Below are 15,558 nucleotides of genomic sequence, written 5' to 3' on the forward strand. Positions count from 1 at the left end.
CTTTAAACCGTGGTAATATCCTTCTCTTTTGCCGCTAACAAATCATCAATTTTAGCCGTGTACTTATCCGTCATTGTCTGAATCTGGTCTTGCAGATCACGGGATTCATCTTCAGAAATTTCGCTCTTTTTCTCCTGTTTACGAACCGACTCAACCGCATCACGACGGATATTCCGGATCGAGACTTTTCCTTCCTCAGCTAACTTACCCGCCATCTTCACAAATTCCTGGCGGCGTTCACTGGTTAAGGGAGGAATATTCAGGCGCACGACTTGACCGTCATTATTGGGGGTTAAGCCGATATCCGATAAGGAAATCGATTTTTCAATCAGAGTCAGCGTACTCTTGTCATAGGGTTGAATCGTAATCGTGCTAGCATCTGGCGTATTAATGCTTGCCAGAGACTTCAGCGGAGTGGGACTACCATAGTATTCCACCATCACTCGATCCAATAGACTCGCATTCGCCCGACCTGTACGAATGGTATTGAAAGCCCGTTGCGTTGCTTCAACGGCTTTCTTCATTTGACTTTCAGCGTCAGCTAACTTCACAAAAACCTCCCACAATTGTTCCGACAGATTCTCCTTGAACAGCGCGGCGGATATTCCCCCGCCCTGTCAAATCAAATACCATAATTGGGATATTATTTTCCTTGCATAAGGCGATCGCTGTACTATCCATCACCCGCAGATCCTGAGCCAGGACATAGTTATAGGACAGCGTGTGATAGCGGCGAGCCTGGGGATTTAGCTGGGGATCAGAATCATAAATCCCATCGACTTTCGTGGCTTTAAAGATCACCTCCGCATCAATTTCGGCGGCTCGTAAAGCTGCCGTCGTGTCCGTGGTGAAAAAGGGATTCCCTGAACCTGCGCCAAAAATGACCACTCGCCCTTTTTCCAGGTGACGAATGGCACGGCGACGGATATAGGGTTCTGCCACTTCTTGCATCGCGATCGCGGTTTGCACACGGGTAGGTATTCCCATTTGCTCTAAGGCATCTTGTAGGGTCATGGCATTCATGACTGTGGCGATCATACCAATATAATCACCCGTTGCCCGATCCATTCCACCAGCAGCCGCTTTCAAACCGCGAAAAATATTGCCACCACCGACGACGATTGCCATTTGGATACCACTTGCCACGACTTCGGCGATTTCAGCAGCGATGTCCTGAACAACCCCTGGATCTATGCCGTAGCTCAGTTTGCCCATCAAGGCTTCACCGCTAACTTTTAGTAAAACCCGTCGGTATTTCATCCCCATGCTACGACTCTTTCTTTCTTGACTATTGCCTTCCCCATACGATAACAGTCTACCGATAATTCTGACAGAGTGCTTTGACCGTGACGAGGTTTAATTGCTTCTGTGTTCCCAGACGTAGCCGGCTACGTCTCTACATTACTCCCTAGCGACGCCATACTAGGGGACTACCCAGGGTGGGAGTTGATTTGGGCGAGATAGGTTCCCCAGCCAGTAACGCAGCGATCGCATTCTTGACGTAAGCTTTGTTGACGGTTTCGGGATCTTGGCTATTATCGTCAATTTGACCTCTGTAGCGCAAGACCCCCTGTCCATCAATCACAAAGGCTTCTGGGGTTTTTGAAGCACCAAATCCTTGTGCCACGTCCTGAGTTGGGTCCCACAGGTAAGGAAAATTCAACCCTCTACTACTGGCAAACTGCTGCATCTGACTAAAACTATCTTCGGGAGATTGGTTCGCATCGTTGGAGTTAATGCCAATTAGGATAAATCCCTGTTCCCGAAATCGGGTTTGCAGTTGTTTGAGTCTGTCTACATAAGCGGCGGAGTCGGGACAGTTATTACTCAAAAAAATTACCACCACTCCTCGCCACTTTTCCAGATATCGGGATAGGTGGTGAACATCCTTATCAGTGCCTAAAAGCTCAAAATCGGGAGCATAGCTGCCAATGGATGTGCCGTGTTTTTCCTTCAGACTCATATTATGTTACGGTGTGTGTTTGACAATGTATTCTTCGTTGTTTCCTTTTTCCCAGTCCCGTGTGCCGATCATCCTGGATCAGGCGGTGGATTTCAGCCATCGTGACTACCTTTGTGCCAGAGTTTGATAGCCGATGAGTTTGTAAACCAGTTTAGCGGCACTAAATTGGGAGACTACTGAATCAACCACAGGAGCCAACTCCATCACATCGCAACCGATCACCTGATGGGTTTCAAACAATCGCCGCAAAAAGGTTATGAGTGCATACCAATTCAGCCCACCCGGTTCGGGAGTGCCAACCCCAGGCATTGAAGCCGGGTCAATGCCATCTAAGTCAATGGTAATAAATACTCGCCCTGTTGGGATAGTCGCGATCGCTTCGTCTATCCAATGGGGATTTTGGGCAATGTGTCGCGCCCAAATTACGGGGATGGATTTTTGTTTAATTAAGTCGGCTTCTTCTTGACAAAGGCTGCGAATGGCGACGGGTAATGTGGGTAATCCCATATCCACTATCCGGCGCATCACACAGGCGTGGTTATAAATTGAGCCTTCGTATTCGTGGCGTAAATCTCCGTGGGCGTCTATTTGCACCACGGTAAAGGCTTCGTGACTCCTTTGACGGTAGGCGTCTACAAGTCCCGTGGTAATACTATGTTCACCCCCAATCGCAATCACAAATTTACCATCATCGATCAGCCCAGATACGGTGTCGCGAGTCTCTGTCAGCATGGATTGGGCAGACATCTGTCGTCTACCTCTCGTATCTGCGATCGCGCCATGGGTATAAATCCTGGCGTCTTTACAGATCTCGCGTTCCAACTCATCATCGTAGTATTCTAGCTGGATGGACGCCTCCAAGAGCGCATCGGGTCCATTTTCTGTGCCTTTACGATAGGTTGTGGTTGCCTCGTAGGGAATCGGCAAAATAACCACTTGTGACGCTTTATAGGATGCCTGTATTTCCGATCCCAGGAACGGGATAACAGCAGCAGACGTTTGCACCAACATAGAGGACGCACCAAAAAATTTCTTAAGGTTAATTTTGACACAAGACGAGACAAAGGCATCATGGTAGAGACGTTGCATGCAACGTCTCTACTCAGGTTGATCTCGCAAAACGCTATTTTATTACAGAATGTAAATAGTAAACCTGTACGCTTGAAATCCTCATGACCTTTTCTTCCTCCACCCTACCCAAACCCCCTGAACGCGACACTCACACCTGGACATGGCGTGGGTTTCCCATTGCCTATCAAGTCCACGGCAATTCTGGACCGGCCGTAGTGATGGTGCATGGCTTTGGCGCCTCTTGTGGACATTGGCGTAAGAATTTACCCGTATTAGCCGAATCCTGTCGATGCTATGCCATTGACTTAATTGGCTTTGGTGCCTCTGCCAAACCGATGCCGGGACTTGAGGTGGAGTATACCTTTGAAACCTGGGGACAGCAAGTCCTTGATTTTTGCCGGGACGTCGTGAAGACTCCAGCGTTTTTGGTGGGGAATTCAATTGGCTGTATTGTGGCAATGCAAGCGGCTGTGGATTGTCCAGATAGGGTATTGGGCGTTACCCTGATCAACTGTTCCCTACGGATGCTGCACGATCGCAAACGAGTTACATTACCTTGGCATCGTCGCATCGGCGCACCCATGGTACAACAGTTACTGGGAGTTAAGTGGGTGGGGCAACTTTTTTTCCGGCAACTGGCGAAGCCACAGGTGGTGCGTAAAATTTTATTGCAAGCGTATCGCAAATCCGAGGCAGTGACCGATGAATTAATCGACTTGCTGATGAAACCGGCGGCTGATGTGGGTGCGGCTGATGTGTTTATCGCATTTACCCGCTATTCCGCAGGACCTCTAGCCGAAGACTTATTACCTCAGCTACAATGTCCCACACTGATTTTGTGGGGAACCGATGATCCTTGGGAACCCATTGCACAGGCAAAAGAATGGGTCAATTTCCCCGCCGTGGAACAATTTGTCCCCTTAGACGGTTTAGGTCATTGTCCCCAAGATGAAGCCCCTGAGGTGGTTAATCCCATTTTGCAGGATTGGATTGCCCAGCATTCAGTTTAGTTTCGTCATTTGTCATTTGTCACTCTAGTGCAAGAAGACAGAAATAGCTGAACAGTTAATCTAGTTAGGACATAAAAGAAAAATTAAAATCGCTCAATCCCTTGTAAGGTAAGCTTTTTTCTTCAAAGAAAGCCCATTGCCTATTGCAAGAAAGCCTAGCGCGTAGCGCTATACTTCCCTAACTATTGAGAATTTTTTCAAAAAAGACTATCCTTTGACTGGTGGGTAGATAATAGAGAGTTAGAAACTCAGGACTAAGCACCTATGGGTAAGCAAGCGTGCTAGAACACCAATTTAGTTATCTAACTTAACCCAACAATGTAACATTAACTACCAAATAACCCTTTTTGTTACTGTTGACTGTATCACTACCGCCATTTTGCAGCCTGCATTGACGTTCTAGACAAGGGGTGTGTCATGAGTACACAGGAGAAGCGAGGTCATGCTCAACCGTCACAGACCGAGAAAATCGCGACGGTCAGAAAGCTATCCAAACTCTGGGCAAAAAAGTATATCCAACAACACAGTACATCAGACAAAACGTGGCAGTCGAATTCTACAGGATTACGAGCCGTTATAGCGCAGCGGTTACTTGATTCCTTGCGATCGATAATGATTCAAGCCTGGACAAAAACTGAAGCCTTACTCTGCCAAGAAATTAAGCGGCAAGGAATTAATTATCGCCTAATAGATCCTTGGCAAATTACTAAAGACACTTACTCAGTCTATGAGAAAGTATTACTGGCTTATGCCGATCAAGTTGCCCCCGAACGTCTATGTTTATTTTTATCATCAGACTTGGGTCGTATTCGACAGAATTATACAGCCATTGATCCTAGAGTAATTGCGTTTGTGAGTATGCAATTTCACTACAGTGGTCAGTTGCTACTTAAACCCCTTTCATCTCAAGAACAAGCTACGGTGAGGGTTTATTTTCAGGTGATTGATGATTGTCTGTATATGCCCTTACAACGACTATACAAAACTGCCGCCAACTATGATAATCAATCATTAGCGTTGATTTCCCTACGGGAAATTTTACCAGATCAAGTATTAATTGCTCAAGACATTGCCACCCGAATTAGCGATTTACATCCAAATTATCACTGTCATAGTGGTAGCTTGGTGAACCCTACGGTAAAATCTGCTAGTATTCGGGATGTGGAAATGTTCCAGATTTACCTGTGGCTTTGTGTTCTGGAAAAAAGTATTGCGCCCATCCAACGCGAATTGTTTCCCTTGTGTGTCATGCTCTACCCGACTTTAAATGTGGGGTGGGAATTAGTCCGGCAAATGATTCATATGTTAGGGCTAGAATTTGGCAAACGTCTTTCTCAGCAGCAAATTTCATTGGTTTTACCCTATTTCCAAGTGTTATGGGAAATGTTTTCTCCTGAAGTATTTCCCGAACCTTTGCCCGTTACGGTGTTGGAAAATTCGGCGTAGTTAAGTAGGTGGACACAATTAAAGTTAACGGTTGAGATTAGGGAACAGGAAACAGGGAACAGGGAACAGGGAACAGTAAGGGTTTGAGGGTGATTTACTTGCACTTAATACAGTATCGTTTTATGCGAGTCCGACTACTTAGAACGATGAACCTCAAGCCATCCCCACCCACCCTCGATCGCCTCCTTGATCGCCTACGCCAAGCCCTCCCCGAACTCAAACAACGCTATAAGGTTTTGGCTGATTTGATTGTCGGAAAATGCCCTTATTTTTTCTCCACAAGCCGACGCACCAACCTGGCTAATTGTTCTGCACTATCTGTCACCGCTAACGATGCCGCTTTTTCTGCCATTTGCTGGAGAATGTCCGGAGATTTTAGCAAATAAGATACTTTACTTTCGAGTAATTCGGGGGTGAGTTCAGATTGCCGAAAAACCAGAGCCGCCCCCGTTTGGGCAAAACTAGCGGCATTAAAGCTTTGGTGATCTTCTGCGGCGTAAGGATAAGGAATTAAAATAGCTGGTGTTTCCGTTGTCGCCAGTTCGGTTAATGACCCTGCACCCGCCCGACTAATCGCTAAATTCGCTCGTTGCAGTAGCGCTGCCATGTTGGTGTAAAATGGCAGTTCAATATAGTGGGGATGCTGCAAGGTGGAAGCCTCTGGGTCTTTTTCCCCGGTTAAATGGACGATCCACGCGCCCATTTCAAACCAAGTCTTGGCACATTGACGCACGAGTTGATTCACACTCACCGCCCCTTGGGAACCGCCAACGACGACAATTAAGGGTACATCGTCAGGAATCGGTAAGTCTAACGGCTGAGGCTGATAGAAATCAGCCCGAACCGGTGTACCAACGGTGACGGTTTGGGCTTTGGGTAAATACTTGGAGGCGGCGTCAAATCCGATCGCCACCTGATCACATAAGGGACTCAGCCAGCGCGTAACTTTTCCGGGAATAGCGTTGGATTCATGTAAAATAACTGGCAATCCCTGTAAACGTGCCGCGACGATCGCAGGTCCAGCAATATAACCGCCTGTGGTAAACAGACCAGCAAATTTCCGGGTTTGGATCAGTCGTCGCACCTGTCGGATAGAACCCACGAGACGTCCAAAAACGCGAACCGTATTGAGTCCCAAGGGTTTCTGAAAGCCTTCGACAGGAATCGTGTGCAGGGGATAGTGTTGGGGAATCACCGATTGTTCCACCCGGTTCGGCACGCCCAGCCACTCAATTTGGTACTCTGGTAACTGTTGAGCTAACGCCAGCGCCGGAAATAAGTGTCCTCCTGTGCCACTGGCAGCAATCAATAAGCGAATTGGAGTGTCAGCCAAGGTCGTTGTTCCTCCTAAAGGCGACTCTTATGTCGAGTTAAAATCGAAAATTGGCAGTAAATTGGCGAATATACCATCTTATCTGTCCAATTGGAAGCCAATTTCTTTATATAAACTATTTCCTACGATGCCTCTAATGCACCATCCGGTCAATTTATTTCGTCGTGTTTCCCGTTCCTTGAGTGCGAAAACTCAGGCGTATTCCCTGAATGGGTCAATGATTTTGTTCTTCGCCCTGGGTTTAACCCTGGGATGGACAACGGCGACAAAAGCTGAAGATCCCGCAACCGCCCCACCTCAGCTGAAAGAACTCCTGGCGCAAATCGATGCAGCAGCAAATCGCCGGGATGTGGAGGGTGTGATGCAGTTCTATAGCCAGGATTTCAAACATTCTGATGGCTTGACTCACGCCCAGATGGAGGAAGCGCTGAAGCAACTGTGGGAACGCTATCCTCAATTGACGTATCGCACCGAGTTACAGTCTTGGGAAAATCAAGGGGATGGGATTGTGGCGGAGACAGTCACCACCGTAACCGGAACCCAGCCCAACGACGGTACAATGATGAAACTCGAATCCACGTTGCGATCGCGCCAACGTTACGAAAACCAAAAAATCCTCTCCTCAGAAATTTTGGCAGAACGTTCCCAACTGACATCTGGCGTCAATCCCCCTCAGTTGCAAGTGATTTTACCCGAACAGGTGCGTATTGGTCAGTCGTTTAATTTTGATGCGATCGTCCAAGAACCCCTAGGGAATAATCTACTATTGGGAACAGCCTTAGAAGAACCGATTAATGGCGATCGCTACAGCCAACCCAGTGACTTAGAATTGGATTTACTATCCGCAGGCGGAATTTTTAAAGTGGGACGAGCGCCCTTAACTCCCCAGGATCGCTGGATTTCAGCCGTTTTGATTCGGGGTGATGGGATGACGATGATTACTCGACGCTTAAATGTGGTTGATCGGTAATTTGTCATTCGTCATTTGTCAGGGAACAGGGAATAGGGAACAGGCAATAGGCAATTGGCAATTGGCAATAGGCAATGGGCAATTGGCAATAGGTAAGGTAGAGTTTTGAGTTAACTTCCTCATCTCCCTCATCTCCCCCATCTTCCCCATCTCCCCCATCTTCCAGACGTAGCATGCTACGTCTCTACATTGCTCCCCCAGCTTCCCCATCTCCCCCAACTTCCCTTGCTCGCCCATTTTGGAGAACCAACGGTGCATCTCAAAAATCTGTTACCGAACTATATCAATGGCAAATGGTGCCCCTCCAGCGCCACGGAATCACTTCATGTGGTTAATCCGGCTACGGTTGATGTTTTAGCCCAAGTCCCGTTATCGCCTCAAGATGATGTAGATATGGCGGCGACGGCGGCGGCTGTTGCGTTCTCCGATTGGCGTCGAATTCCCCCGCCAACCCGAGTTCAATATCTGTTTAAGCTCAAGGGTTTATTAGACGAGAATTTAGACGAACTCGCCCGCACAATTACCCTGGAATGCGGCAAAACCCTCAAGGAATCAAAAGCTGAATTACGACGGGCAATTGAAAACGTGGAAGTCGCCTGTGGGATTCCAATGCTGATGCAGGGATATAACCTGGAAGATGTTGCCCGAGGGATTGATGAAATCATGATTCGCCAACCTGTGGGAGTAATAGCGATTATTGCGCCGTTCAATTTCCCCGGGATGATTCCCTTCTGGTTTCTACCTTACGCGATCGCCTGCGGGAATACCTGTATCGTTAAACCTTCGGAAAAAGTGCCGTTGACGATGCAAAAGGTGTTTGAGTTGTTAGAAGCGACGGGATTACCTAAAGGGGTAGTCAATCTGGTGAATGGGGCAAAAACCGTCGTGGATGCGATTTTAGAACATCCCCAAATTCGCGCCATTAGTTTTGTCGGATCATCCCCGGTGGCACAGTATGTATACAGCAAAGGTGCCGCCCACGGCAAGCGGGTGCAATGTCAGGGTGGGGCGAAAAATCCCCTGATTGTTCTCCCGGATGCGGATATGGAAATGACGACTCGAATTGCGGCGGATAGCGCGTTTGGTTGCGCGGGACAACGGTGTCTGGCGGCGTCTGTAGCCGTTACCGTGGGGGAAGCACGGCATAGTTTCACCGATGCGATCGCGTCTGCGGCTCAAACTCGTGTGGTTGGCTATGGGTTGGATGAAGGGGTGGAAATGGGACCGGTGATTAGCCGTGATAGTCAAACCCGGATTGAGGGATTGATTCAACAGGGCGCTGATGAAGGCGCTAAGGTATTAGTCGATGGGCGCAAGGTAAAGATTTCCGGCTATGAGCAAGGGAATTTTATTCGACCCACAATTCTGGAAAATGTCAACCCCGACAGTTCTCTGTCTCAAACTGAAATATTTGGTCCGGTGTTAAGTTTAATGCACCTCGACACCATTGAAGACGCGATCGCGTTGGTCAACGGGGGTCAATGGGGGAATATGGCATGTTTATTTACCACCAGTGGTGCCGCCGCGCGACAGTTTCGGTATGAAGCCGAAGCGGGGAATATTGGCATTAATATTGGCGTAGCCGCACCGATGGCATTCTTTCCTTTTAGTGGTTGGAAAAATAGTTTTTATGGGGATTTACATGGACAGGGGCGACAGGCTGTGGAGTTTTTTACTCAAACAAAAGTGGTGGTAGAACGCTGGTTTAAAGATTGGTCACGTCAGTTCTAAATGAACCTTAAATTAATCATGATCAAGAACTCTGGCGACTGGAATTTACAGCAAAATTGTAGGGTGTGTTAGCAAAGCGTAACGCACCTGACTAGACTATAAATTATAATGAAATTAACTACGTTTGCCACAGCTTATCAACAAGTCTCTTGAACATTAATTTTGCTAGCCGCGTTTTGGTTAAACTGGGAATAGTACCCGCTTGATTTTGGCTGTGGTCAAAAAACTCATTGATATCCGCCAATATTGTTTTCAGGCGACGGATAATATTTGCATAACGGTATTCAGCCAAAACCTGTTCATCTAGGGGCTTTAATGACGGATTCTCTATAACTGTGAGAATGCGTTTGATATCATAGTCTTGAGAATATCCCGCAATTTTATAGCAATTAAACCCCGGATCTAAATAATCCGATAATCCCCCATTCACACTGGAAAAAACCTGACAACCACAAGCAAGGGCTTCCATCGGTTGCAATCCAAAACCTTCACTCACTCTCTGTTGCGCCCAATATTCAGCCGAATCATATAAATAAACTTTAGCCCGATTGAAGAGTCCCACTAAATCCTCGACGTAGGAATCAACAACGTTAACCCGACAATGTTTCTGTAACTCCGGTATTAAATCCTGGAGTAAATACTCAGACGATTTCCGTACCTGCACTAACACATCAATATCCCGTTCTTGGTGGAAATTCTGAAAGTCTTCTGAAATATGATTGGGCAAATAGTAGATTAAAGAATTAGGCGATCGCTGTCCCCAATATCCCATGGTATTGCGACTAACCGTAATAATCGGGATACGCGCTGGAATTTGAAATCGATACCCAGCACTATGGGCATGATAAATAATTGGATAGGACTTAAGCTTTGCTACCAGTTTGGGAATATCAAACCCCCAACTGATCACAAAAATAACCGAATTGAAATCCTGTTGCTTAAGCAAATCATCCAGAAACAGTGTATCCTTTTCCCGTTGACGATAAGTGACAACCTCCGCAGGGCAAACCTGCTTTGCCAGACTCAGGGTTTTCAATTCCGCCCACAGACCTCCGCAGGCAAATTTGCCATAAGTTCCAGGGACTAAAAAGTAAAGGGTTCTCAAAACACCAATCGCCTCATTGAGATTCTCAAATGAATAAGTATTATATGATAAGGTGAACGGTCAAGAAAACGCCAGTAGCCGCGAACCGCATCGCCTTTTGTGGCAAACTTGCAAAACTCCACCCCACCTGTCGGTTCACTGTCTGTTGTCAGAGTAGACTGGCATTTGGATTGATCTAAACGTTTACCTATCCTAGTAGATAAATAGTCTGGGCTCAGGGATATTGGCGAACAGGTGGGAAAATCTAAAACTTTACTAAATTTTTATATTCAGCGGGTCAGATTTCATCGTAACTCTACCCATTTTGCTGAGGATTGGTGGAAACTAGAGAAAGCAGATGCACCCTGCCTTAAAAAAGACCCTAAACGAACATGAAAGTGCAGATGCACCCCTGAAACCCTGACAGCCGCCCACATTCGGATTGACAGCACATACTTAAATCGAAATGTGGGCTTCACTTCTAGGGTAGAAATTTATAGCGGCAATTGTTGTGATCTGCATTTCCACTCCTGTGTGGTAAAAACGGATTTACCAGTGATAGTGATCACTCCTATCGAATCTTGTTGATTACACACAAATAAGTGGGTGGACACAATTAAAGTTAACGGTTGAGATTAGGGAACAGGAAGGAACATGGAACAGTAAGGGTTTGAGGTCTATCTACTTGCACTGGCTCCGGAGCGTGCCGTTTTCTTTTGTCCGACTACTTACCTTCTCGTTTTAGCCGTTCCTACCGAGTCAAGGGATTTCTTTTTTCGTCATAAAACTGGCTGGCAACAAATCCGAGGGAATAAATGAGCGCAGCGTTACTCGAAGCGCCCACGGCTGCACCAATGACGGGAAGAATTTCCACAAAACTTAACCCCCCTTTAAGAACGCCGGAACCCCCAACAGATAAGCCAAAAATTGCCAGAACTTCACCGCGTCGCGTTGGCTCTTTTAGGGAAAATCCGTAAGCGGCGGCAATGCGATAAACCATCTCAGCTTGGAGTGCGGTAACCGCTGCTAGTTCAACCCCAAATAAAGCCAACGCCAAAGGCGGGATAAAGTTAGTGATTAATCCCAGCCTACCTCCTTTGAGAGCCGTATCCACCATAATCCGATGAGCAAGCTGTTCGGATGTATCAAAGGGGTAATCCTGGCGCAGCTTGTCTACATCTTTTTGAGCTTGTTCCAAATCGACTTGACCCAGTGCAGCAACGAGTAAGCTAATCCCTGGAACTTTAGCCGCATACTTCGTCAGCGGATGTTCAGCAATGGGTGCCACGATTTTACCCACGGTTTCCGTTCCTGGTTCTACGAATCGCACAGCCGCAGGGCGAACAGCTTCTCCTACAGCCGTAATCGTATCAGCCGCTGATTGTGTAGCTTGGGTTGCCAACTGAGTGGCAAACGTGGCGACTTGAGTGGTTGTCGCGATCGCATCACTAATTGGGTTGGTAAAGGAACTGTTTTGACGCTGTGCTGCCATAGTTCAGTTAATTTGTACACATTGTAGTGATTATCACTCTTACTCTACAAAGAAAAAAGACCCAACATCATCTATCATTTGATAGTAAAACCCGCTCCTACAGAGTAATAATATGTCTCGATCAATCATCAAAATCCTCGGACTTTACCTAGCCATCGGTTTGGGTGGTGCAGCACTACCCGCTAACGCCCAGTTCCGCGAAAACTTTGAGCAGGACTTTCAACAACAATGTCAGCGAGCCAGACAAGCTCCCGGCGCCAATTTGAGTCAAAGAACTCAATACGACAGGCGTCTGGAACGAGTGTATGTTTTGCCTCGGCAAAATCGACCCAGTTTAGTCGGTTGTGATTTGCGATCGGCTGACCTCAGAGGTGCCAATTTAGGCGGTGTTGATCTCAGCGCTGCCAACTTAAGTCCGAAAACATCGGTGAGTCGGGCAATTGTCACAGAAGTTCCCGCCAATCTCACCGGGGCAAATCTGAGCAATGCCAAGCTAGATTATGCTAACTTGACTCGTGCCATTTTAGTTAATGCTAATTTTCGCGGCGCTCGGTTGTACGATACCAATTTAAGTGGCGCTCAAATCGTTGGTGCTAGCTTGGACGGTACGTTTGCCTCTTATGTGATCCTCTATGGGGCAAATTTGAGTGGATCAACCCTAAGTTTGGGGAATTTTAGCTCGGCGAGAATGACAGGTGCTGATTTAAGCAATACGAATCTTTTCCGAGCCAATTTGACATTAGCAGACTTAACCAATGTCAATTTCAATGGGGCAAATCTCAGTGAAGCTGATTTAAGTGGCGCTAATTTGACAGGAGCCAAACTCATTGAAACGGATCTCAGAGGAGCAACAGGTGTCAATGTGCGGGGAGCGCAGTTATGTCGAACCACGCTTGCTGATGGCACGGTAGCGGCTCCCAATTGTGTGGTGACGGATACTGTTGAGGCACGTCCAGAATTGTTTTAGGCAATGGGGAAGGGGGAGCTGGAGGAGCAATGTAGAGACGTAGCATGCTACGTCTGGAAGCTGGGGAAGCTGGGGGAGCAAGGGGAGCTGAGGAAGAGGATTATCAATGAACCATGAACAATCAACAAACAAATGACCAATGACGAATCAACAATCTCGATTCGATACCGTACCATCTGCTAACGTCGTTTGGCATAAAATAGCATCTCGCCAGTCAGCCCCGTCTAGGTTAGCCCCCTGCAAATTTGCGCCCTGTAAGTTTGCGCCTTTGAGATAAGCATTGGTTAGATTGGCATTCTCTAATCGAGCATTCGTTAAATTGGCGCGGGTGAGAAAACTATTAATCAGGTTTGTATCTCTCAAGTCCGCATTACTGAGGTTGGTATCCACCAGAGACGCGCTGATCAAGTCGGCATGTCTGAGAATAGCATTAACCAAATCAGCACGGCTGAGTTCAATTTGGCTTAATTGAGCAAACCTAAGATTAGCGCCTCGCAGGTTGGCTCCTTTGAGTTTAGCGTCTTCTAGATTTACCTCTCGTAAATCACACCCCATACAGCTATTGGTTTCTAGCAATTGGCGTACTGTATCTGCCTCTTTCAGGAGATGGGTTGCTGCTGTGGCTACAGCGTTGACGTTAACTGTAGCCACAGGTGAGAGTAGCATCAGGAAAATGGTAGTAATTCGACGCTTGTGGTTCATAATTTGATTTATTACTCTCAGCTTTCTAACAGTCCAAGTCTCACCAACCGCCTTGGGTTCAAACCTTATTTATTCTCCCCCTGCTTCCCCTGCTTCCCCTGCTTCCCCTGCTTCCCCTATTGGGAGTGCAGGTAGTTCACCGCAAGGTAACAAACTCCTCAGAGGTTGAGGGATGAATGCCAACGGTAGCATCAAAATCGGCTTTTTTCGCTCCCATTTTCAGCGCGATCGCGACGCCCTGAATAATCTCCGCCGCCGATGCTCCAACCATGTGCGCTCCTAGCACTTTATCGGTAGCTTCGTCAACCACTAACTTCACCATCACCCGTTCCTCTCGACCCGTCAGAGTGTGGTATAAGGGGCGGAAACGGGCGCGATAGATTTTCACCGCATCGCCATGCTTTTCCCTAGCTTCGGCCTCAGTTAACCCCACCGTTGCCGCTTCTGGGGTACTAAATACTGCCGAGGGGACATTTTCATAACTCATAACCCGGGACTTGCCGCCAAACTCGGTATCGGCAAAGGCACGCCCTTCGTTAATCGCAACCGGTGTCAAATTAATCCGATCCGTACAATCGCCAACGGCATAAATATGGGGTTGAGAAGTACGGCTGTACTCATCCACCGCGATCGCATCTTGACAGACATCAACTCCAGCCTGATCCAAACCTAGATTCTGGAGATTCGGCTTGCGTCCCGTAGCAGCGAGAAAGATATCTCCAATAACCGTTTCCTCATACTTGCCGCAGACTGTAACCTTTAATCCATCTCCTGCTTTCTCAATCGCTGTCGGTACGCTACTATCTAAAATCCGGACACCGTGTTGCTGCATTCCCTCTTGGATTTGCGTGCGAATATCGTCATCAAACCCCCGCAAAATCTTCTCTTTGCGGATAATCTGAGTTACCTCAGACCCCAAGCCATGCATAATACAGGCAAATTCCACACCAATGTAGCCACCACCGAGAATCACCACTCGCTTCGGTTGCTCCTTGAGGAGGAACATATCATCGGAGATAATCGCATGTTCTATACCCGGAATATTGGGCGTAACCGGGTGTCCACCCACCGCGATCAAAATCTTATCCGCACTCACTTTCTGCGATGCGGTATCGCTGGTGGGAGACTCAAAAATCTCTAACGTATGAGGATCAACAAACTTGGCATAACCCCGAAACAGTTGCACCTCCGACTTATCCAACATTCGCAGGTAAACCCCATTCAGGCGATCGAGTTCCTTTTGCACCGCCTCAATCATTTTGTGCCAGTCGAGGCTGCTTTGTACAGGACTCCAGCCATACCCTTGCGCCTCTTCAAACACCTCTGGAAAATGAGAGGCATACACCATCAGTTTTTTGGGAATACAGCCGCGATTCACACAAGTTCCTCCCAAACGGCTGAATTCGGCAACTCCTACCTTTGCCCCATACTCTGCTGCTCGTCGTGCTGTGGCAATTCCGCCGGAACCAGCACCAATCACAAACAGATCGAAGTCGTAACTCATAATTCGTGTAATATTCTGATACCTTCTGCTCTGATATTACAGGACTTGCGTCCTACTCGCTCCCAAACAGGGGTTGGGAAACCAAACCCCTACAATTAATTATTCAGACGCGATCGCATTCTGCACCATGGCTTTATTCAGTGAAGCCGATGGAGTTTCCTGGATATCAGAAGTCTTCCCCAAGAGTTTCTCTACCATCGCCATTAATAAGTCGGCTCGGATTTGACGCCAAAGAATCAGCAATGGTGTATGTCCCTCCTGCTTGCACCACTGCGCGATCGCGTA

The 15,558-nt window shown here is 47.4% G+C and carries 15 protein-coding genes and 1 pseudogene; 5 read left to right on the forward strand and 11 right to left on the reverse strand.

All coding sequences use genetic code 11. From position 1 onward, the window contains the following. Positions 1–2 precede the first annotated feature (2 nt). The 4 genes from frr to speB form a co-directional block, all read right to left on the reverse strand. Positions 3–551 carry a ribosome recycling factor gene (frr, locus tag RIE73_RS32295; protein ID WP_446405066.1) on the reverse strand — a complete coding sequence of 183 codons (549 nt, stop codon included), beginning with the start codon at positions 549–551 and terminating at the stop codon, positions 3–5. After that, entirely contained in the window at positions 538–1,266 is a 729-nt protein-coding gene (pyrH, locus tag RIE73_RS32300; protein ID WP_446405067.1) for a UMP kinase, read from the reverse strand. The genes frr and pyrH overlap by 14 nt, the downstream gene beginning before the upstream one ends. A 142-nt stretch (positions 1,267–1,408) precedes the next feature. Further along, a complete protein-coding gene (locus RIE73_RS32305) occupies positions 1,409–1,963 on the reverse strand; it encodes a thioredoxin family protein (RefSeq protein WP_446405068.1) in 555 nt (184 codons plus the stop codon). A gap of 105 nt (positions 1,964–2,068) precedes the next feature. Beyond that, positions 2,069–2,974, reverse strand: coding sequence for an agmatinase (gene speB, locus RIE73_RS32310; protein ID WP_446405079.1), 906 nt, complete (start codon positions 2,972–2,974; stop codon positions 2,069–2,071). 161 nt (positions 2,975–3,135) lie between these two features. Between speB and RIE73_RS32315 the strand changes: the two genes are divergently transcribed. Further along, positions 3,136–4,044 carry an alpha/beta fold hydrolase gene (locus RIE73_RS32315; protein ID WP_446405069.1) on the forward strand — a complete coding sequence of 303 codons (909 nt, stop codon included), beginning with the start codon at positions 3,136–3,138 and terminating at the stop codon, positions 4,042–4,044. A 417-nt stretch (positions 4,045–4,461) separates the two neighbouring features. Further along, positions 4,462–5,490 (forward strand): hypothetical protein, encoded by a 1,029-nt coding sequence (locus RIE73_RS32320; RefSeq protein ID WP_446405070.1) that lies wholly within the window; start codon positions 4,462–4,464, stop codon positions 5,488–5,490. A 265-nt stretch (positions 5,491–5,755) separates the two neighbouring features. Here RIE73_RS32320 and murG read toward each other — a convergent pair whose 3' ends face one another. After that, a complete protein-coding gene (murG, locus tag RIE73_RS32325) occupies positions 5,756–6,823 on the reverse strand; it encodes an undecaprenyldiphospho-muramoylpentapeptide beta-N-acetylglucosaminyltransferase (protein ID WP_446405071.1) in 1,068 nt (355 codons plus the stop codon). A 136-nt stretch (positions 6,824–6,959) separates the two neighbouring features. On the opposite strand from murG, the gene RIE73_RS32330 reads away from it, so the two are divergent. Beyond that, the gene (locus tag RIE73_RS32330) at positions 6,960–7,793 is read left to right on the forward strand and encodes a YybH family protein (protein WP_446405080.1); all 834 of its coding nucleotides are present in this window, start codon (positions 6,960–6,962) and stop codon (positions 7,791–7,793) included. A 4-nt stretch (positions 7,794–7,797) separates the two neighbouring features. Here the strand turns inward: RIE73_RS32330 and RIE73_RS32335 are convergent, their stop codons facing one another. Continuing rightward, positions 7,798–7,968: a hypothetical protein gene (locus RIE73_RS32335; protein ID WP_446405072.1), complete on the reverse strand. Its 171-nt coding sequence runs from the start codon at positions 7,966–7,968 to the stop codon at positions 7,798–7,800. Between the two features lie 77 nt (positions 7,969–8,045). Here RIE73_RS32335 and RIE73_RS32340 point away from each other — a divergent pair, with 77 nt between their 5' ends. Beyond that, complete coding sequence (locus RIE73_RS32340) at positions 8,046–9,524, forward strand: CoA-acylating methylmalonate-semialdehyde dehydrogenase (RefSeq protein WP_446405073.1); 1,479 nt, start codon at positions 8,046–8,048, stop codon at positions 9,522–9,524. Between the two features lie 118 nt (positions 9,525–9,642). Here the strand turns inward: RIE73_RS32340 and RIE73_RS32345 are convergent, their stop codons facing one another. Together RIE73_RS32345 and RIE73_RS32350 are read right to left on the reverse strand one after the other, a co-directional pair. Continuing rightward, positions 9,643–10,629: a glycosyltransferase gene (locus tag RIE73_RS32345; protein ID WP_446405074.1), complete on the reverse strand. Its 987-nt coding sequence runs from the start codon at positions 10,627–10,629 to the stop codon at positions 9,643–9,645. Positions 10,630–11,359: 730 nt separating this feature from the next. Beyond that, positions 11,360–12,100, reverse strand: coding sequence for a hypothetical protein (locus RIE73_RS32350; RefSeq protein WP_446405075.1), 741 nt, complete (start codon positions 12,098–12,100; stop codon positions 11,360–11,362). A gap of 112 nt (positions 12,101–12,212) precedes the next feature. Here RIE73_RS32350 and RIE73_RS32355 point away from each other — a divergent pair, with 112 nt between their 5' ends. Beyond that, positions 12,213–13,067 carry a pentapeptide repeat-containing protein gene (locus RIE73_RS32355; protein ID WP_446405076.1) on the forward strand — a complete coding sequence of 285 codons (855 nt, stop codon included), beginning with the start codon at positions 12,213–12,215 and terminating at the stop codon, positions 13,065–13,067. A 147-nt stretch (positions 13,068–13,214) separates the two neighbouring features. Here RIE73_RS32355 and RIE73_RS32360 read toward each other — a convergent pair whose 3' ends face one another. The 3 genes and pseudogenes from RIE73_RS32360 to RIE73_RS32370 all read right to left on the reverse strand — a co-directional run. After that, entirely contained in the window at positions 13,215–13,769 is a 555-nt protein-coding gene (locus RIE73_RS32360; RefSeq protein WP_446405077.1) for a pentapeptide repeat-containing protein, read from the reverse strand. Positions 13,770–13,905: 136 nt separating this feature from the next. After that, entirely contained in the window at positions 13,906–15,273 is a 1,368-nt protein-coding gene (gor, locus tag RIE73_RS32365) for a glutathione-disulfide reductase (protein ID WP_446405078.1), read from the reverse strand. 99 nt (positions 15,274–15,372) lie between these two features. Beyond that, positions 15,373–15,558 (reverse strand): annotated as a pseudogene (locus tag RIE73_RS32370) (Rpn family recombination-promoting nuclease/putative transposase); the annotation flags it as partial.

Source organism: Coleofasciculus sp. C1-SOL-03 (assembly GCF_040220555.1).
Lineage (GTDB): Bacteria > Cyanobacteriota > Cyanobacteriia > Cyanobacteriales > Coleofasciculaceae > Coleofasciculus.